This is a genomic window from Bradyrhizobium aeschynomenes, assembly GCF_013178945.1.
In the GTDB taxonomy this organism is placed as follows: domain Bacteria; phylum Pseudomonadota; class Alphaproteobacteria; order Rhizobiales; family Xanthobacteraceae; genus Bradyrhizobium; species Bradyrhizobium aeschynomenes.
Genome location: NZ_JABFDM010000002.1, coordinates 387,860 through 405,624, shown reverse-complemented (window position 1 = coordinate 405,624; position 17,765 = coordinate 387,860). Strand labels below are relative to the sequence as shown.

20 protein-coding genes are annotated in these 17,765 nt (G+C 65.3%); 11 read left to right on the top strand and 9 right to left on the bottom strand.

Going from position 1 to position 17,765, the window contains the following annotated elements; translation table 11 throughout:
• Window positions 1-183: 183 nt before the first annotated feature.
• Entirely contained in the window at window positions 184-726 is a 543-nt protein-coding gene (locus HL666_RS06520) for a cytochrome b (protein ID WP_172180955.1), read from the bottom strand.
• A 295-nt stretch (window positions 727-1,021) separates the two neighbouring features.
• On the opposite strand from HL666_RS06520, the gene HL666_RS06515 reads away from it, so the two are divergent.
• A complete protein-coding gene (locus HL666_RS06515) occupies window positions 1,022-1,786 on the top strand; it encodes a hypothetical protein (protein ID WP_172180491.1) in 765 nt (254 codons plus the stop codon).
• A gap of 60 nt (window positions 1,787-1,846) precedes the next feature.
• Here HL666_RS06515 and HL666_RS06510 read toward each other — a convergent pair whose 3' ends face one another.
• The 3 genes from HL666_RS06510 to purB are packed head-to-tail and all read right to left on the bottom strand — an operon-like array spanning window position 1,847 to window position 3,716.
• The gene (locus HL666_RS06510) at window positions 1,847-2,101 is read right to left on the bottom strand and encodes a YcxB family protein (RefSeq protein ID WP_172180489.1); all 255 of its coding nucleotides are present in this window, start codon (window positions 2,099-2,101) and stop codon (window positions 1,847-1,849) included.
• A gap of 6 nt (window positions 2,102-2,107) precedes the next feature.
• On the bottom strand, window positions 2,108-2,377 hold the full coding sequence (locus HL666_RS06505) for a hypothetical protein (RefSeq protein WP_172180487.1): 270 nt from the start codon (window positions 2,375-2,377) through the stop codon (window positions 2,108-2,110).
• 31 nt (window positions 2,378-2,408) lie between these two features.
• The gene (gene purB, locus HL666_RS06500) at window positions 2,409-3,716 is read right to left on the bottom strand and encodes an adenylosuccinate lyase (protein ID WP_172180485.1); all 1,308 of its coding nucleotides are present in this window, start codon (window positions 3,714-3,716) and stop codon (window positions 2,409-2,411) included.
• A 269-nt stretch (window positions 3,717-3,985) separates the two neighbouring features.
• On the opposite strand from purB, the gene HL666_RS06495 reads away from it, so the two are divergent.
• Both HL666_RS06495 and HL666_RS06490 read left to right on the top strand, forming a co-directional pair.
• Window positions 3,986-4,159 (top strand): hypothetical protein, encoded by a 174-nt coding sequence (locus tag HL666_RS06495; protein WP_172113779.1) that lies wholly within the window; start codon window positions 3,986-3,988, stop codon window positions 4,157-4,159.
• The gene (locus HL666_RS06490) at window positions 4,156-4,743 is read left to right on the top strand and encodes a TetR/AcrR family transcriptional regulator (RefSeq protein ID WP_172113780.1); all 588 of its coding nucleotides are present in this window, start codon (window positions 4,156-4,158) and stop codon (window positions 4,741-4,743) included. The genes HL666_RS06495 and HL666_RS06490 overlap by 4 nt, the downstream gene beginning before the upstream one ends.
• 335 nt (window positions 4,744-5,078) lie before the next feature.
• Here HL666_RS06490 and HL666_RS06485 read toward each other — a convergent pair whose 3' ends face one another.
• Window positions 5,079-5,966 (bottom strand): helix-turn-helix domain-containing protein, encoded by an 888-nt coding sequence (locus HL666_RS06485; protein WP_172180483.1) that lies wholly within the window; start codon window positions 5,964-5,966, stop codon window positions 5,079-5,081.
• Between the two features lie 296 nt (window positions 5,967-6,262).
• Between HL666_RS06485 and HL666_RS06480 the strand changes: the two genes are divergently transcribed.
• Window positions 6,263-7,900, top strand: a complete 1,638-nt coding sequence (locus tag HL666_RS06480) for a flavin-containing monooxygenase (RefSeq protein ID WP_172180481.1) — start codon at window positions 6,263-6,265, stop codon at window positions 7,898-7,900.
• Window positions 7,901-7,958: 58 nt separating this feature from the next.
• Window positions 7,959-9,152 carry a methyl acetate hydrolase AcmB gene (gene acmB / locus HL666_RS06475; RefSeq protein ID WP_172180479.1) on the top strand — a complete coding sequence of 398 codons (1,194 nt, stop codon included), beginning with the start codon at window positions 7,959-7,961 and terminating at the stop codon, window positions 9,150-9,152.
• Window positions 9,153-9,274: 122 nt separating this feature from the next.
• On the opposite strand, the gene HL666_RS06470 is transcribed toward acmB, so the two are convergent.
• The gene (locus tag HL666_RS06470) at window positions 9,275-9,919 is read right to left on the bottom strand and encodes a response regulator (protein ID WP_172180477.1); all 645 of its coding nucleotides are present in this window, start codon (window positions 9,917-9,919) and stop codon (window positions 9,275-9,277) included.
• A 4-nt stretch (window positions 9,920-9,923) separates the two neighbouring features.
• Entirely contained in the window at window positions 9,924-11,282 is a 1,359-nt protein-coding gene (locus HL666_RS06465; RefSeq protein WP_172180475.1) for a sensor histidine kinase, read from the bottom strand.
• A gap of 197 nt (window positions 11,283-11,479) precedes the next feature.
• Between HL666_RS06465 and HL666_RS06460 the strand changes: the two genes are divergently transcribed.
• The 4 genes from HL666_RS06460 to HL666_RS06445 all read left to right on the top strand — a co-directional run bounded on the left by HL666_RS06460 (window position 11,480) and on the right by HL666_RS06445 (window position 14,796).
• The gene (locus tag HL666_RS06460; protein WP_172180473.1) at window positions 11,480-12,259 is read left to right on the top strand and encodes a MotA/TolQ/ExbB proton channel family protein; all 780 of its coding nucleotides are present in this window, start codon (window positions 11,480-11,482) and stop codon (window positions 12,257-12,259) included.
• Window positions 12,256-12,927 (top strand): hypothetical protein, encoded by a 672-nt coding sequence (locus HL666_RS06455; RefSeq protein WP_172180471.1) that lies wholly within the window; start codon window positions 12,256-12,258, stop codon window positions 12,925-12,927. The genes HL666_RS06460 and HL666_RS06455 overlap by 4 nt, the downstream gene beginning before the upstream one ends.
• Entirely contained in the window at window positions 12,924-13,532 is a 609-nt protein-coding gene (locus tag HL666_RS06450) for a hypothetical protein (protein WP_172113788.1), read from the top strand. The genes HL666_RS06455 and HL666_RS06450 overlap by 4 nt, the downstream gene beginning before the upstream one ends.
• A 325-nt stretch (window positions 13,533-13,857) precedes the next feature.
• A complete protein-coding gene (locus tag HL666_RS06445) occupies window positions 13,858-14,796 on the top strand; it encodes a S1/P1 nuclease (RefSeq protein WP_172180469.1) in 939 nt (312 codons plus the stop codon).
• Between the two features lie 13 nt (window positions 14,797-14,809).
• Here the strand turns inward: HL666_RS06445 and HL666_RS06440 are convergent, their stop codons facing one another.
• Window positions 14,810-15,535 carry an SDR family oxidoreductase gene (locus HL666_RS06440; RefSeq protein WP_172180467.1) on the bottom strand — a complete coding sequence of 242 codons (726 nt, stop codon included), beginning with the start codon at window positions 15,533-15,535 and terminating at the stop codon, window positions 14,810-14,812.
• 93 nt (window positions 15,536-15,628) lie between these two features.
• Between HL666_RS06440 and HL666_RS06435 the strand changes: the two genes are divergently transcribed.
• Both HL666_RS06435 and HL666_RS06430 read left to right on the top strand, forming a co-directional pair.
• On the top strand, window positions 15,629-16,519 hold the full coding sequence (locus tag HL666_RS06435; RefSeq protein ID WP_172180465.1) for a LysR family transcriptional regulator: 891 nt from the start codon (window positions 15,629-15,631) through the stop codon (window positions 16,517-16,519).
• Window positions 16,520-16,832: 313 nt separating this feature from the next.
• A complete protein-coding gene (locus HL666_RS06430; protein WP_172113792.1) occupies window positions 16,833-17,225 on the top strand; it encodes a hypothetical protein in 393 nt (130 codons plus the stop codon).
• A gap of 37 nt (window positions 17,226-17,262) precedes the next feature.
• Here the strand turns inward: HL666_RS06430 and HL666_RS06425 are convergent, their stop codons facing one another.
• Window positions 17,263-17,667, bottom strand: a complete 405-nt coding sequence (locus HL666_RS06425; protein ID WP_172180463.1) for a hypothetical protein — start codon at window positions 17,665-17,667, stop codon at window positions 17,263-17,265.
• Between the last annotated feature and the right edge of the window lie 98 nt (window positions 17,668-17,765).

Here is a 17,765-nt window from a genome sequence, read left to right as displayed (position 1 = left end):
TGCCCTCTCCCCTTGTGGGAGAGGGCATCGCCGGCGCATCTACGCATGCGGTCGGGTGAGGGGTCTTTCTCTGCGTACTGAGCCCGTTGAGAGAGACCCCTCACCGGACCGAGTTCGTCGGACTGTCCTACATGCCCTCTCCCACAAGGGGAGAGGGCGCTGTATCAGACAGGGTTACGAGAGCTACCGCCTTGGCCACATCCGGGCCAGCGTCTCGTCCTTTTTGATGAACTCGTGCCAGAGCGTGGCCGCGATGTGCAGGCCGACCACGAGGTAAACCACATAGGCCAGGGTATCGTGCGTGATCTCGCCGGCATGGGCGATCGCCTTGTCGCCGGCGAACAGGCGCGGCCAGCTGAAGGTCCAGAAATAACGCAGCGAGTAGCCGCCGGCCGACGAGAACATGTAGCCGGTGACCGGCATGACCAGCAGCAGGGCATAAAGCGCCCAATGATTGAGCTGGGACAGCGCGCGGACGATGGGACCGAACGCGGCAGGCGGCGCCGGTGCTGTCGTCGTTGCACGAATCATGACGCGCAGGATCGCCAACATGAACAGCGTGATGCCGAGCGATTTGTGAATCTCCAGCAGCTCGCGCCGCGGTGAGGTGCCCGCCGGCTGCAGGCCGCAATAGAGTCCGATCAGCATGGCCGCTATGAACAGCAATGCGGTCGCCCAATGGATCCGTCGCAGCAGGGGATCATAAGCGGTCTCGGTCGACGGCACGTGCAGGTTCTCCAAGGACAGTTGAAACGCCTGTTGCATAAGGCACCTCGTCGCCGCTGTCGGCTCACAATTCGCTGACGTGAGCGGGCGGACGCGCGGGGCAACGTCGTGCTCTGATTCTTGTCGTGGTTGGCGCAAGCGAGGCCTTCGCAAGGACAAGCAGGACGTCGTCATGCTTGGAAAGACGACATCCAACAAGCGTGACGACGTCACGCTGCGGCTGGTGCGCGGCACGGGCTGGCGTTGGCGCAGGGAGACGCTAGGATGCAGGCTCAGATCTCTTGCGAGGAGTGCCATGATACGACGAAGCTGGACCGGATGGGCGTCACGCCTGGCGCTTGTCGCCGTGACGCTGGGGGCCGCAGGCGCCGACGCCGCCGAGCGCACGATGTCCTGGGACAATGGCTGCCGGTTTACGGTCCGGTACGATCCTGCCAAGCACGACGAGACACGGCTGCGCAACACCGTGCGTCTGCTGTTCGGTCCGTCCGATTTCGACTCGCCGGGCACGTTGCCGGCGTTCGATCCGAAGGCGGTCGCAGCGCTCGACGCCGACAAGATCGACCGCACCTGCAAGGCTGCTCTGGACGCCGCCGCGCGGCTGGAGTTCATCGCGCTGCCCGGCGTCGACGACTACCGCCGCGCCAAGATGGCGGAGCTGAAGGACAGCTGCGATTTCGACCTGGCGCACACCCGCGGCTTCAAGACGCCCGCAGCGCTGCGCGACTATCAGCCGGCCGCCGCCTGCGCGCGCTTCGTCGACGCGATCGAGGGCAAGACCGACCTGCAGCAGATGTTTCGCCAGACCGTCGACAAGGGCTGCGCCAACAACGCCAGTCCCAAGGCCTGCGTCGCCCGCTACGCGGCCGAAGCGCAGATGGCGGACGGCCAGGAGCGGATGCGGATCTATCTGGTCAATTTCGGCTGGAGCAATTGCGCCATCAACTACAACCTCCGCAACACCGGCGAGAAGAAGATGGAGGCGATGCGGAGCGTGCTCGAGACCCAGTTCCGGAAGATGTTCAAGGTCAAGCAGGACAAGTGCGAGGAGGCGGACTGACGCGCCGTCCGCCTGCTGGAAGGCGGCGCTCACGCTTGCCGCGCGATGCTGCCGTGTTCGTCAGATCAATCCGGACAGGCGAGGCAGGCGGCGCAGCTTCTGCTCCAGCAGCGCCCTCAACTCCCGGATCGTCTGGTCGGACAGGTCCTGCTTCGGGATCGTGTGGCCGACCGACTTGCTGAGGCACAGCAGGAAGATCTTGCCGTTCTCCTTGAAGCCGCGCAAATCCGACCACGCCAGGCGCGACGTCATCCGCGGTCCCGTGATCGTGATCCCCTCGTCGTCCGCCTCGATCGCCATTGCGCCGTACAGCATGGGGTTCTAGCGATACAGCGATCCAGCGCGCATGGGGATCAGGACGAAGGTCGTCAGCGCGGCGACCGTCAGCCCGGCGATGGCGCAGAACAGCAGCCACAGCAGCACGACCGTCGCCAGCGTCCGGCCTTCATACTTGTTGAAGAAGTCGGGCAGGCTCGTGACGGTGAACACCGTGAACAGCCCGCCGCCGAACACGATCGCCTGGCCGTCACCATTCTGCAGGCGCGCGCCCTGGACGAGCGCGGCCTTGCTCAGTTCGTAGCGAAATTGCATCTTTAGCGGACTCGGCCGGCAGGAATGTTTCTCAAGCGGCCCCGAACACGCGCTTGAAGATCGTGTCGACGTGCTTGAGGTGGTAGCCGAGGTCGAACTGCTCGTCGATCTCGGCATCGCTCAGGTACTTCTTCACGTCGGCATCAGCCTTCAGCAAGGTGCGGAAGTCGCCTTCGCCGCGCCACACCGGCATCGCGTTGCGCTGCACGAGCTTGTAGGAATCCTCGCGGCTCGCGCCCTTCTGGGTGAGCGCAATCAGCAGGCGCTGCGAGTGGACGAGGCCGCCGAGCTTGTCGAGGTTCTTCTCCATGTTGGCCGGGTAGACCAGGAGCTTCTCGATCAGGCCGGCGAGACGCACCAGCGCGAAGTCGAGCGTGACGGTCGCATCGGGGCCGATCATGCGCTCGACCGAGGAGTGCGAGATGTCGCGCTCGTGCCAGAGCACGACGTTTTCCATCGCCGGCGTCACATAGGCGCGCACCATGCGGGCGAGGCCGGTGAGATTCTCCGACAGCACCGGGTTGCGCTTGTGCGGCATCGCCGACGAGCCCTTCTGGCCCTCCGAGAAGAACTCCTCGGCCTCCAGCACTTCCGTGCGCTGCAGATGGCGGACCTCGGTGGCGAAGCGCTCGACCGAGGAGGCGATCACGCCGAGGGTTGCAAAGAACATCGCGTGGCGGTCGCGCGGAATGACCTGGGTCGAGACCGGCTCCGGCGTCAGGCCCATCGCCTTGGCGACATGCTCCTCCACCCGCGGATCGATCTGGGCGAAGGTGCCGACGGCGCCGGAAATGGCGCAGGTCGCGACCTCCTTGCGCGCTGCGACCAGCCGCTCGCGGGCGCGCGTGAATTCCGCATAGGCATAAGCGAGCTTGAGGCCGAAGGTGACCGGCTCGGCATGGATGCCGTGCGAGCGGCCGATGGTCGGCGTCATCTTGTGCTCGAAGGCGCGCTTCTTCAGCGCGGCGAGCACCTTGTCGAGATCGGCGAGCAGCAGGTCGGCCGCGCGGGTCAGCTGGACGTTGAGGCAGGTGTCGAGCACGTCGGAGGAGGTCATGCCCTGGTGCACGAAACGCGCCTCGGGGCCGACGATCTCGGCCAGATGTGTCAGGAAGGCGATGACGTCGTGCTTGGTCTCGCGCTCGATCTCGTCGATGCGCGCGACGTCGAAGGTGGCGTCCTTGGCCTTGGCCCAGATCGTCCGGGCGGCGTCCTTCGGGATCGTGCCGAGCTCGGCCAGCGCGTCCGCCGCATGCGCCTCGATCTCGAACCAGATCTTGAACCGGGTCTGCGGCTCCCAGATCGAGGCCATTTCGGGACGGGTATAGCGGGGGATCATCGGGGCTCTCCGAGGCAGGAGGTGAGGTGGGCGGGCCGATCGCGGCCGCGCCTGCATTTTACGCCGTGCTCTACCAGAGCCGCCGGGGCGATACAAACGGCGGGTTTTCGCTCGCCGTCGGCCGGCTTGTGTGTAATATAATACCAATTTCAAGTTTTTCGCTGACAGATATTGAAATCTGTCAGCGCGATGGTGTATGTTCATCCATGATCAATTAGCACTGTCTGACCTCTGGGGTTCAGCGGCTTCAACTGCGAAGGACCGCTTCGATGAAGATTGAAAAGCGATTGTTGCACTCACAATTTCAGGACTGGCTGAATCTCCAGGTTGCCCGTCACCTGGAGGCGCAGGCCGCCAAATTCCGCGCCCCGTCGTCTGCCGATCGGTCTGAGCCGATCCAGATCAAGGCGCACACGACGGACGCCGATATGGTGCACGCATGAATGAGGCCGTGGTTCTGACATCCGAGCGCATCCTCGAAGTCACCGAGGACGTGTTGCGCCGTTACGGGCTCGCCAAAGCGACGGTCGTCGACGTCGCGAGAGCGCTCGATGTCAGCCACGGCTCCGTCTACCGTCACTTTCCGAGCAAGGCCTCGCTGCGCGAAGCGGTGGCCAAACGCTGGCTCGAGCGCGTCAGCAAGCCCTTGGCGGAGATCGCCGCCGAACCGGGACCGGCGCCGGCCAAGCTGGAGCGCTGGCTTCGTGAGCTGTTCGACGCCAAGCACAAGCGCGTCTGCGAAGACCCTGAGATGTTCGCGACCTATCTGACCCTGGCGCGCGAAGCCTGCACGGTGGTGAAGGCGCACAAGCAGGACCTGATCGCCCAGGTCGAAGGCATCATCGCCGAGGGCGTCGCCCAGGGCGCGTTCGACGTCGCCGATCCCAAGACCGCGGCCGCGGCGATCTTCGACGCGACGCGAAGCTTCCATCACCCCGCCCACGCCGACGAATGGGCCGAATGCACCTGCTCGACGCGTGTCGACGCCGTGCTGACCTTGTTGTTGCGCGGGCTGGCGGCGCGCTAGACGCGTAGCCCGCATGAGCGGAGCGACATGCGGGTTCACACGTCGAGGGCGTGAGACCCCGGATATCGCTGCGCTCATCCGGGCTACGGATGTCCCTGCACGGTGGGCAAAGGCGCAAGGCGCGATATGAGTTCGTGCCGAGATGTAGCGCGCCGTGACCACCATCGATCAGCATATTCCGCGGCGAGACGGTGGGCACGGCGCCACGGCGATCTCGCGCGAGGAAACGGCACGGCAGCGCCTTTGCCCACCCTACAGATCCGCCGGGCTGCCCCTCAACGTGAACGCGCCAATGGCGCGTCGACCAAGATTCGGAAAACTCTTCCGCCGACGTCCTAGCCCATGCACGCTTTGCGAAATTCGGCCGGCGTGACGTTGAGCTGCCGGCGGAAGATCCGGTTGAGGTGACTCTGGTCGGAGAAGCCGCAGAGCAGGGCGATCTCCTTCAGCGCAAGCCGGTCCTTACGCAGGTGCTCGCATGCGCGTTCCACCTTGCGATTCAGGACGTAGGTATGCGGCCGCATGCCGTAATGCGCATGGAATTTGCGCGCGAACTGCACCGGCGTGCAGTTGCAGATGCCGGCCAGCTCCTCCAGCGTGATGTTCCTGCCGATGTTCTGCTCGATGTAGTCCTCGATCAGCCGGGCGTGGGCCGGCCGGAAGCGTCCCTGCGAACAGGGCAATTTGAATTGCACCGAGGCATAGCTTCGCAGGATGTGCACGCTCGCCTGAAGTGCCAGCGCATCGTAGCACAGCCGGCCGCCCGGACCGCCGTCGGAGATCTCCTGCACCATCCGGTCACTGATCCAGGTCAGGACCGGATCGTCGATCCGGAGCAGATCGTGCAGCTCGACGGCTTCGGCATCGCGATCGAACGCCTCGCTCGCGGTCTTCGCCATCAGGCTCGGCGAGATGTAGAAATGGGTGACCTCGACGTCGCTGTTCCAGCGCCAGTTCGACGCTTCCGCACGCGTCAACAACGTCGTGACGCCGCGGCCGACATGATCCTGCTTCCACGCGCCGGTCACCCGGCGGTTCATCGACGTGGTCCCTCCGCGGTAGACGACAACTAAGAAGTTCTCGGAGGGCGGCACCCAGATATCGGACGGCGCATATCGGAAGACGCGGAGCCGAAAGTCCGCCTTTCCGATTGCCGAGCTGTCCAGCATCAGCTCGCCGGGAGCGTAGCGCGGCAGCTCCTCGACGCTGATCAAATGGCCCATCGCGCGAGCCTCCCTTGATTTTTTTATGGCGCGATTGATCGCTGCTGCTTCTCATTGGCCTTGCGGCGGAGCCAGCATAGGCCGGTTTCGCGGTTTGCCAAGCGAGCTTTGTTGCGACTTGCGAGCACAGCTGGCGCGTGCGCCGCACCGTTCAAGAAATCGTCTGTTTCGTCCAAGCCCCGACGGGGCGCCGGCCCATAGCCTGCGCGGGCGACAACGAAAACGCAGCCCCCGTCCGATGACACACGGACGAGGAACGGCGGCGTGCGCCCTGAAACAAGGATGAGGAGGACCAGATGACGGAAGCCGCTGTGAACGCCAACGGAGACGCTTCGCATGTGACGACCAGGCTCGATGCGGTCGTGATCGGCGCCGGCGTGGCCGGGCTCTATCAGCTCTATCGCCTGCGCGAGCAGGGACTGAGTGTCCGGGCCATCGACGCCGCGTCGGGCGTCGGCGGGACCTGGTACTGGAATCGCTATCCCGGCGCCCGCTTCGATTCGGAAGCCTACATCTATCAGTATCTGTTCTCCGAGAAGCTCTACAAGGGCTGGAGCTGGAGCGAGAAGTTTCCGGCCCAGCCGGAGATCGAACGCTGGCTCAACTACGTCGCCGACCGGCTCGATCTGCGCAAGGACATACAGTTCGGCACCACCGTCAAGCGCGCGCAGTTCAACGAAGCGACGCAGCGCTGGCTGGTCACGACCGACAAGGGCGAGCTGATCGATACCCAGTTCCTGGTCACCTGCTGCGGCATGCTGTCGGCGCCCCATGTCTCGTTTCCCGGTCAGGACACGTTCGAGGGCGAACTCTTCCATACCGCGCGCTGGCCGAAGCAGCCGGTCAGCTTCGCCGGCAAACGCGTCGGAATCATCGGCAACGGCGCGACCGGCATCCAGGTCATCCAGACCGTTGCCGGCGAAGCCGGTCACCTCAAGGTCTTCGTCCGCACCCCGCAATACGTCATTCCGATGAAGAACCCGAAATACGGCGCCGACGATGCGGAGGCCTACAAGTCGAAATTCCAGCACCTGACGGAACGTCTGCCGCACACCTTCACCGGCTTCGAGTATGACTTCGAGCATGCCTGGGCCGATCTGTCGCCGGAGCGGCGCCGGCAGGTGATCGAGGAGTGCTGGGAGGACGGCTCTCTCAAACTGTGGATCTCGTCCTTCGCCGAGCTGTTCTTCGACGAGGCGGTCAATGCGGAGATCTCCGAATTCGTGCGCGGCAAGATGCGCGAGCGGCTGAAGGATCCGAAGCTGTGCGACCTCCTGATCCCCGCAGATTACGGCTTCGGCACCCACCGTGTGCCGCTCGAGCAGAACTTCCTCGAGGCCTTCCTTCGTCCCAACGTCGAGATCGTCAGCGTCAAGACCAACCCGATCGAACGCGTCACCCCAAAGGGCATTCAGATGGCCGACGGGACCGTGCACGAATTCGACATGATCATCCTGGCGACCGGCTTCGACGCCGGCACAGGCGCGCTGACGCGGATCGATATTCGCGGGCGCGGCGGCCGATCGCTCAAGGAGGATTGGAGCAGGGACATCCGCACCACGATGGGCCTGCAGGTGCACGGCTATCCCAATCTGTTCACGACCGCGGTGCCGCTCGCTCCCTCGGCCGCGCTATGCAACATGACGACGTGCCTGCAGCAGCAGGTCGAATGGATCGACGACTGCATCAAATACATGCGGTCGAAAGATCTGAAGGTCATCGAGCCGACCCGGGAAACGGAGGATGACTGGGTCGCGCATCACGATGAGACTGCCAATGCGACGCTGATCGCCAAGACGAATTCCTGGTATCTCGGCTCGAACATCGCGGGCAAGCCGCGGCGGGTTCTGTCGTATTGCGGCGGGGTCGGCGCCTATCGCCAGAAATGCGACGAGGTCGCCGCCAGCGGCTACCGGGGCTTTGCCATGCATTGAGCCGTCGGCAGACGCCGGCGCTGAGACACCAAGCAAAAACCAACGAGGGAGGACGACCATGAGCATGAATTTCACCGCGGCGGCCGATGCCGTTCTCGACGGCGTCGTCACATCCTCACCGCGCGTGCCTGGCGTGGTCGCGATGGTGACGGACCGTGATCGCAACATTTATCAGGGCGCGGCGGGACAACGCCGTCTCGACCGGCCCGAGCCGATGACCACCGACAGCATCTTCGCCATCTTCTCCACCACCAAGGCGATCACCAGCACGGCCGTGCTGCAACTCGTCGAGGACGGCAAGCTGGATCTCGATGCGCCGGCGAAGCGCTACGCGCCGGAGATCGGATCGCTCCAGGTGATCGAGGGCTTCGATGCCAAGGGCGAGCCGATCCTGCGCGCGCCGAAGCGCGACATCACCACGCGCATGCTGATGACGCACACCGCGGGGCTGAGCTATGACTTCATCAATCACACCTACAACCGGCTGGCGCAGGAAAAAGGCCAGCCCAGCGTGATCACCGCGACCAAGGCCTGCCTGATGACGCCGCTGCTGTTCGATCCCGGCGACCGCTGGGATTACGGCACCAACATGGACTGGTGCGGCCAGATCGTCGAAGCCATTGCCGGCCGGCGCCTCGGGGAGGTGCTGAAGACGCGCATCTTCGAGCCGCTCGGGATCAAGGACATGTCGTTCGAATTGACCGATGCCATGCGCAGCAGGCTCGCCGGAATCCACGCGCGCAACGCCGACGGCTCGCTGACGCCGATGGAGTTCGAACTGCCGGCCGAGCCCGAGGTGCACATGGGCGGCCACGGCCTCTATGGCACGGTCGGCGACTACATGCGCTTCATCCGGATGTGGTTGAATGATGGCGCGGGCGAGTTCGGCCGGGTGCTGAAGCCCGAAACGGTACGCATGGCTGAAAAGAACCATCTCGGCGACAAGAAGGTGACACCGTTGACCGGAGTCATTCCCGAATTGTGCAACGACGCGGAGTTCTTCCCCGGCCAATCCAAGTCGTGGGCGCTGAGCTTCATGATCAACGAGGAGCAGGCGCCGACGGGCCGTCCGGCCGGTGCGCTGGGCTGGGCCGGGCTGGCCAATCTGTTCTACTGGATCGACCGGCAGAACGGATTCGGCGGCTTCTGGGCGACGCAGATCCTGCCCTTCGGCGACCCGACGTCGTTCGTCGGCTACATGAACTTCGAGACGGCATTCTACCAGCGCCTGCGCCAGCGCATGGCGAGCTAGGACGAACAACGCGATCGCGCGCGCCGTGCCACCGTCGTGCAGCGAACTCTTCCGCTGGACGGTGGGAACGGCGCCATTGCGATCCCGCCCGCGGCGATGGCACGGCGGCGCCTTTGCCCACTTTACAGATCCGTCAACCCGCTGGTCACCGCGAGCCGCACCAACTGCGCATCCGTCTGCAATCCCGTCTTGGCCTTCACCAGATAATGATAGTTCTGCACCGTCTTGATGCTGAGGTGCAGATTCGCGGCGATCTGCTCGGTGGTCAGGCCCGAGGCGAGCTGGCGCAGGATTTCGATCTCGCGCTCGCCGAGCCGGTCGAGTACCGTTCGCTGCGGATCGAGGCTCTCAGCCGCCAGCACGTGGGCGACGTCGTCGCTGAGCGCGCGCTCGCCGCGGATCACCATTCTGATGGCGCGCACCAGCGCCGACGGCTCGCTGCTCTTGGTGACGAATCCGCTGGCGCCTGCCGCAAACGCGGCCTTCACCAAGGGCGCTTCGCCATGCATCGAGAACACCAGGATGCAGGCACGGTTGTCGCGAGCGCGGATATTGCGGATCGCCTCCAGCCCGCTGGCGCCCTTCATCGAGATGTCGAGCACGACCACGTCGGGCGCATCCGCCTTGAAGGCGGCATAGGCTGCTGCGGCGCTGTCGGCCTCGGCGATGACGCGAAATCCGTCCTGGCTCTCCAGCACCCGGCGATAGCCCTGGCGCACCACCGGATGGTCGTCGACCAGCAGAATCGAAATGCCAAGCCCGGCCATGGCCTCAGGCAGCCAGCGGGATCGTGGCCGACACGCTGAGCCCGCGCCCGGCTGGTCCGATCGTCAGCGAGCCGCCGACGGCGGCGATGCGCTCGCGGATGCCGGTGAGGCCGAAGCCGGCCGATTGCACGAGCTGGCCCGCATCGCCGCCGCCATCATCCTCCACCGATATCAACAGCGCGCTGTCCGGCCCGGAGCGCCGCTCGACGCGCAGCGACACCTCGCTGGCATCGGTGTGACGCAACGCGTTGGTCAGGCATTCCTGCGCCATGCGATAGGCCGTGACCGCGACCGGTCCCTGGATGTCGGCGAGATCGCCGTGCAGGTCGAGCCGGATCGCCGGCCGCGCGGCGTGCTGATAGTTCTGCGTCAACGCCACCAGCCCAGCCTCCAGCCCCAGCTCCTCGGCGAGCGGCCGGCGCAGCCGGCTCAACGTGCCGCGCAGGCACGCCATCAGATGGCTGACGGATTGCGTGATCATGCGCGCATCCTGCGCGACCTGGTCGTTGCGCCCCTTGCCGGCGCTTTCGATCGTCGAGGCAAAGGCGAGGATCGCGGTCAGGTTCTGGCCGAACTCGTCGTGCAGCTCGCGGGCGAGCGCCCGCCGTTCCTCGTCGCGGATGTCGAGCAGGCGCTCGGTCAGCGCCGCGCGCTGCTCGTTGGCCTGCGCCAGCCGGTCGCCGAGTTCGCCGACGGCGCGGCCGATCATCGCGAGCTCCATCGAGCGGAAGCGCGGCAGGGCCGGGTGGTGCTCGCCCTCGGCCATCCGCTGCAGCGCTGAGACGATGCTGCGCGCCGGCGCCAGCGCATGCGCGATCGCCAGCGAGGCCAGCACGCCGATCGCGATCGCCATCGCGAGCGCGACGCCGAATGAGTCCTGAATGCGCTGCCAGGCGAGCTGGATCGCCGCGTCGGGATCGGCGATCGCCGAGACCGTGCCGGCCGTCGTCGCCCGCGCGCTGATCGCCTGCGCCACCGCGGCGTGATCGCCGAGGATCGTTTCGACCAAGCCTGAGAACCAGCGCGGCGGCGCCGCGCCGAGGCCCTTGCTCTGGCCGCATAGCGGCTTCTCGAAGGCGGTTTCCGGCTTGAACTGTACGCAGATGCCGGGCGCGATCAGCTTCATCGTCTCGGTCGTGCGCCAGTCCGGCACCGGCAGCAGATGGTCGCGCGTGCGGTTGCTGCGCAGCAACAGCTCGCGCCAATACAGCGCCTCCAGCGCCTGCGAGACGCGATCCGCCGAGGCTGCCGTGGCGCGGTCGACACTGCGGTAGGCATCGACGGTGACCCATATGGTCGCGGCCGCCAGGCAGAGCAGAACGATCAGCGCCAGGCGCGCGATCAGCTGGAGCACGAGGCGCATGCGATCCTTCCCACGGGCTTTTGCCGCAGCGTAACAATGGGCCGGTGCTGCGCCAAGCAAATGCACTGCAGCAGGCGAAAGATTGGGAAAATTTCCCGACAGGCCGGAGGCAGATGTCTTTGGACGCTGTTCCGCCGCTCTGCTTAACTTCGATGCCAAGCGCCGGATGCAACGGCGGAGCAATGGGGAGGGCGTGCATGAGCGTGGTCAGCAGTGCGGAGAGAGTGGAACCTGCGCGCGACGCGGCCGAGCGCGGGCCGCTGCTGCTCTGGATGATCTTCACTGGCCTGACCGTGTTCGCCGCCGTCGTGCTGTGGCGTTACGGCTACTTCCATCTGATGGTCGCCTCGGACCGGACCTACATTTCAAGCGTCGTCGCCGTGCTCTATCTGGTGACGTGCTGCCACTGCTTCTGGCGCACCAGGACGATCGCGCGCGAGGCGGATGCTGCAAGGCGCTGCCGCGCTGTCCTGATCGGGCCGGATGCGGCGCGCGCGCTGGAGCCTGATGCGCAACTGCTTCCCAACGGACTCGTCACCAATCACATCCGCAGCCTCGTCACCAAGGCTCGGACGCAAGGGACAGGGCGGCTCGACCAGACGCTGCTGTTGCGCACGCTGGCCGACCGCCTTCGCGGCTCGAACGGATTCGGCGGCTTCGCGTCGGATACGCTGATGAAGCTCGGCCTGCTCGGCACCATCATCGGCTTCATCATCATGCTGGCGCCGATCGCCGGCCTCGATGTCAACGACAAGCTTGCGATGAAATCGTCGATGGGCCTGATGAGCGACGGCATGGCGGTGGCGATGTACACCACGCTCGCCGGACTGGTCGGCTCGATCCTGGTGCGCATCCAGTACTACATGCTGGATGCGGCGACCGGGCGCGTGTTCTCGGACGCCGTCATGCTCACCGAGACGCGGGTGACGCCGCGGCTCGAGCGGGCGATGGATCGCGCGCCGGAGCAGGGCGCATGATGGACGATTTCGGGCTCTATCCGCGCGAGGAGCAGTTCGATCCGTTCAGCGTCATGCTGTTCAAGGCGCTGCAGATCGTCGCGTTCTTCTTCTTCATCGCGGTGCTCGCGATCTCGCCCGACGCCAAGGACGGCAAGGTCGACAGCAAGGCCGAGTTCCTGATCACGATGGACTGGCCGGACAATCATCCCGATGATCTCGACCTGTTCGTGCAGGACCCCGTCGGCAACATCGCCTGGTACCGGCATCGCGAGGCCGGCTTCCTCACGCTCGATCGCGACGACCGCGGCGGCGCCAATGATTTCATCCTGGTCAATGGCTTGAAGATCCCGTCGCCGATCCGCGAGGAAATCGTGACGATCCGGGGCATCGTCGCCGGCGAGTACACCGTCAACATCTCGCATTTCCAGAACGTCAGCGGCGCGCCGGTCGAGGCCAAGGTGAAGGTGCAGAAGCTCAACCCCACGGCGCAGGTGATCTTCGACGACAAGGTCGTGCTCGATCATTCCGGTGACGAGAAGACGGCATTGCGCTTCAAGCTCAATGCGGAGGGCAAGGTGATCGACTTGCAGCGGCGGCCGAAATCGCTGCTGGAGACGTTCCGCAACGTCCGCGCCAACGGCGCCGACCTCGATCCCAAGACCGGCGTCAGGATGATCAGGCGATGATGAGCAGCCTCCAGACCGTCATCGTCACGCTGTCCGTGTGCTACGCGCTGATCGGCGCGCTGCTGCTGCTCGTGCTGGTCTATGCGCGGCTGCCGTGGCCGGTGAAGGCGGTCGCGGTCGTCGTCACCAGCGCGTTCTATGTCGGCAGCTTCGTCGGCGCCCGCGGCTTGCTCGGCTGGGCCAGCGTCGACCGGCTGCCGAAGAGCTTCAAGGTGCTGCAGGTGCGGATCGTCGATCCGCACAGTGTCGATGGCGATCCCGGCGCGGTCTATCTGTGGGTCGAGACGCTCGACGAGGACAACAGGCCGAGTGGCGTGCCGCGCGCCTATCGCATTCCCTACAGCGACAAGCTGGCCGAGAAGGCGCAGCACGCCGCCGATCAGATCGCGGCCGGTCATCCGCAAGGCGGCCGCGCCGCCGATTTCGGCACCGGCGACGGCGGCGTCATCGACGCGGCCCGTGAATACATCCTGCCGAAGACCATCATCGAGACCGCCGGGGGCGATCCCTCCACCGGCGAGTTCAAGGCGGCGAAGAATGCCGGCGACGGCGTCTCGTTCACGCCATTGTTGCCACCGCGCATGCCGCCGAAGGACGAGCAGTGAGGGGCAAACGGCGCGAGCCGTTGCGGTCACGGCACAGCCGATGTCTCACCGTCGTCATTGCGAGGAGCGTCAGCGACGAAGCAATCCAGAGTCGCGACCGGCGCCCTGGATTGCTTCGCTGCGCTCGCAATGACGCTCGAGAGAGCGATCACAGGCCGATGGGCATGCGCTTGCGGAGCGCGGTGAAGGAGGCGCGCTCGCAATACGGTTGGTGGTGCGCGGTGAAATTGCAAAAGCCGGTCGTTCACGCTAGGGTCCGGATCATCTGGTGGCCCGCCCGAATTCGCGATTTCATTGTTGATCGAATGATCGAGGGAGCTTCGCGATGCGTAAGCTGATGACTGCGTTCTTGGCCGTCATGTTCTGGCCGGCCGGACCGGCCCTGGCCTGGTGGGACGAAGGCCACATGCAGATCGCGTATCTGGCCTACAAGAAGCTGACACCAGCGGCGAGGGACCGGGCCGACGCGCTGCTCAAGCTCAATCCCGATTATGCGAGCTGGATCGCCGGCGCGCCGCAGGGCCAGGAGAAGCTCTACGCCTTCGTGCGCGCGGCGACGTGGCCCGACGACATCAAGATGAAGCCGGACTATTACGACGACCAGGTGACGGACTCCACGGCCAAGCAGCTCGTACCCTATGGCCACCTCAAGCACACTTATTGGCACTACAAGGATGCTCTGTTCTCGGTCGATGAGACGCCGCTGCCGCGCCCCGACGCAGTCGACGCGGTGTCGCAGCTCAAGCTGATGATCGCCAAGCTGCCCGCAAACACCGACGCCTCCGAGCCGCTGCGGTCGTACAGCCTGAGCTGGATGATCCACCTCGTGGGCGATCTGCACCAGCCACTGCACGCCGTCGCCCGCTACTCGGCCGCGCTGCCGGACAAGGGCGGCGACCGCGGCGGCAACGAATTGCAGGTCGTGGCCGCCAACGGCGAGACGCAGAATCTGCACGCCTACTGGGATGGCATCTTCGGCGGTTATTCGACGGTGTTCGGCGCGATCTTCGATGCCGACCAGCGCGGCGGCCTATCCACCGTGACTCCCGATGCCGGCAAGGCGCAGATCATCGATCCCGCGACCTGGGCGCAGGAGAGCTTCGATCTCGCCAAGTCCGTCGCCTATGCCGCTCCCGTTCGCACTGACAAACAGCCGGTGGAGCTGACGCGCGAGTACGAGACCAACGCGCGCGATCTCGCCCGCAAGCAGGCTGCGCTCGCCGCTGCGCGGCTCGCCAACCTGCTCGAGGTGCTGCTGCGGTAGAGGTGCCTGCGCCTCACGGCGCCCGCGTCGGACGAACGACGATCTCGTTGACGTCGACATCGTCGGGTTGCGCGATGGCATAGCGAACGGCGCGGCCGATCGCGTCCGGCTGCAGGGCAATCGCGCGGTAGGTGCGCATCATCTCGGCTGCGGTCTCGTCCGTGATGGTGCTGGCGAGTTCGCTCTCCACCACGCCCGGGTGGATGCAGGTGACGCGCAGCGTCTCATTTTCCTGCCGGAGCCCGTCCGAGATCGCCCGCACGGCGTGCTTGGTCGCGCAGTAGACGGCGGCGGTCGGGACGACCTGCAGAGCGCCGATCGAGGCGATGTTGATGATGTGTCCGGAGCCGCGGGCCAGCATGCCGGGCAAGACCGCCGCGATGCCGTTCAGCACGCCCTTGATGTTGACGTCGACCATGCGATCCCACTCGTCGACCTTCATCGCGGCCATCGGCGAGAGCGGCATGATGCCGGCATTGTTGATCATGACGTCCACGTGCCCCCACATCGCGCGCGCTGCCTCGGCAAAGGCCGCGACATCGGCGCGGTTGGTCACATCCAGCGCCCGAACCTCTGCGGTTCCGCCGGCCGCGCGCAACTCGGCGGCCAGCGCCTCCAGCCGGTCCAGGCGGCGCGCGCCCAGCAGCAGCCGCGCGCCCGTGGCGGCCAGCTCTCGCGCGATCCCCGCGCCAATGCCGCTCGAAGCCCCGGTAATCAGGATGACCTTGTCCATGTTCAACTCCCGTCGGTTGGTGACGGGCGGAAGCTAGGGGGCCGGCATTGTCACGACAATTTGCCCAATGGTTGTCTCGGTGGTAAGCATGCCTAACCAATGCGGATCGACAAGAACATCATCGAGCTGTTCGTGGCGGTCGCCGATGCTGGGAGCTTCCGCCTTGCCGCGGACCGGCTGGGCGTGACGCGGTCTGCCGTCAGCCAGGCCATGGGCAGGCTGGAGGACCATCTCGGGATTTCCCTGGTCAGCCGGACGACCCGCAGCTTCAGCCTGACCGAGGCGGGACGCCGTTTCTATGCTGACGTCGCGCCGGCGATCGGCGCGCTGAATGCCGCCGCCGAGCAGATCGGCGACAAGGCCGGGCCGCCGTCCGGCCTGCTGCGGCTGGCCGTGTCCTCTATCGCCGAACGCTTCATCTCTGGTCCATTGCTGGCCGCGTTCATGAAAGCCTATCCCGCGATCGAACTGGACGTGACGATCACCGACGACACCTTCGACATCGTCGCCGAGCACTACGACGCGGGGGTGCGCCTGGGAGAAGTCATCGCGCAGGACATGATCGCTGTCCCGGTGTCCGGAGATCAGAGGCAGCTGGCCTTTGCCGCACCGAGATATCTGGAAGCGCACGGCGCGCCGGCGCACCCGCGCGATCTGATCCATCATGCCTGCATCGGCTGGCGGCCCGCGCCGCTGGCCGCTCCCTATCGATGGGAGTTCACCGAAGCGGGCAGAGACTTCAATGTCGAGGTCAAGCCCAGCCTGACGACCAACGACATGTCGTTGATGATCCGCACCGCATGCGCGGGCGGCGGCATCACCTTCGGCATGGAGGAGACGTTCCAGCCCTACGTCGCGCGTGGAGAACTGGTGCCTCTGCTCGAAAGCTTCTCCGCGCCGTTTGCCGGATTCTACCTGTACTTTCCCAGGCGTCGGAACCTCGCGCCCAAGCTCCGCGCGCTCATCGATCACGCGAGGCGGGGACCATGACAGCAACGCGCGCAGCCTGGATGAGCGCAGCGATATCCGGGTTCACCGACGCAGCGCGTGAGATCCCGGATGTCGCTGCGATCGTCCGGGCTACGACGCTGCCACATGCCTGTCCGGTGCGTTTTCAGCCGCTATTCAGCGGGCTGGAAGCCCCCGTTGATCGCATTTGTCAGCTGGTTCAAACGACCATTCGCATCAAGAGATGAACCTGGCGACCATTGCCGGCAACTCATGAGCGAAGCGCCAATCCCGGTCCTGCGCGAGCAGGGCGGCGGTAACGGTGGCCAGCATCATAGCAGCAGGGACGATCCGCATGCCCTACATCATCGTGCTGATTGCCGTCATCGGCATCGTGGTTCTGCAGCTGACCGGTGCGATCCCGATGGACGCCGTCGGTGGGGGGCTCGTGATCGCGGCGGTGACGTTTGCGGCCGTCCTGTCCATTGCCATCCACGAGGCATGGACGAAGAAGCGGGGCGTGCTCGGCTGGATCGTGAACATCGTCGTCTCGCTGCTCGGCGCCTTCTTTGCCGCCCAGCTCGGCGGTCCCATCGTGGCCGTTCCACTCCTCATGGTCGCGGGGGATGGCAGCAGCTCGCTGGCGGCTGCGGGAGGCGGTGTGATGTCTGCTGCGCTCGCCCTCATGATGATTGTCACGATTGCCGGCTCCGCAGGCGCGCTGTGGCTCGTGAACCGGCGGCGATGAGTTTGCCGGCGCCGCTGCGCCGAAGTCGATCCAGCGACTAGGCTCGCGGCGTCGCGAGCCAGTCCCGCCAGAACTGCTCCTGTGCCGCGACCGAAGCAGGGACGACATCCGGCCCCTTGGAAAAGATGTCGACGAGATCTTCCCGTCGGGCGTGTCGGCCCATCGTCATCCTGTAGGCCTTGAGACCCTGACCCATGTCTCGCGCCATCCCCGACGGGTGCACGTTCAGACTTGCGCCATAGCAGAATGGCATGAACCCATTTTCGGCCAGCACGTTCCGCAGATCGCAGAGCGCCTGGAAGAAATCGGTTGCAGCGCTTTCGATGCTTCGATCCCTGTAGTCGCACCTGAGTCGACAGAGGTTGTCATCATCAAGCAAGGTGAAGACCGCTGTTTCACCATCGTGGCCGCCGACCAGGCGCAATCTGTGCTGCTCTTCCATGCTCGATCCTTTACACGGATGATCTAGACTAGATGACGGCGGCGATTGTCGGCAATGGGCCCATCGCTCAGATCTGAGCCCGATCCCGTTGTCGGCCA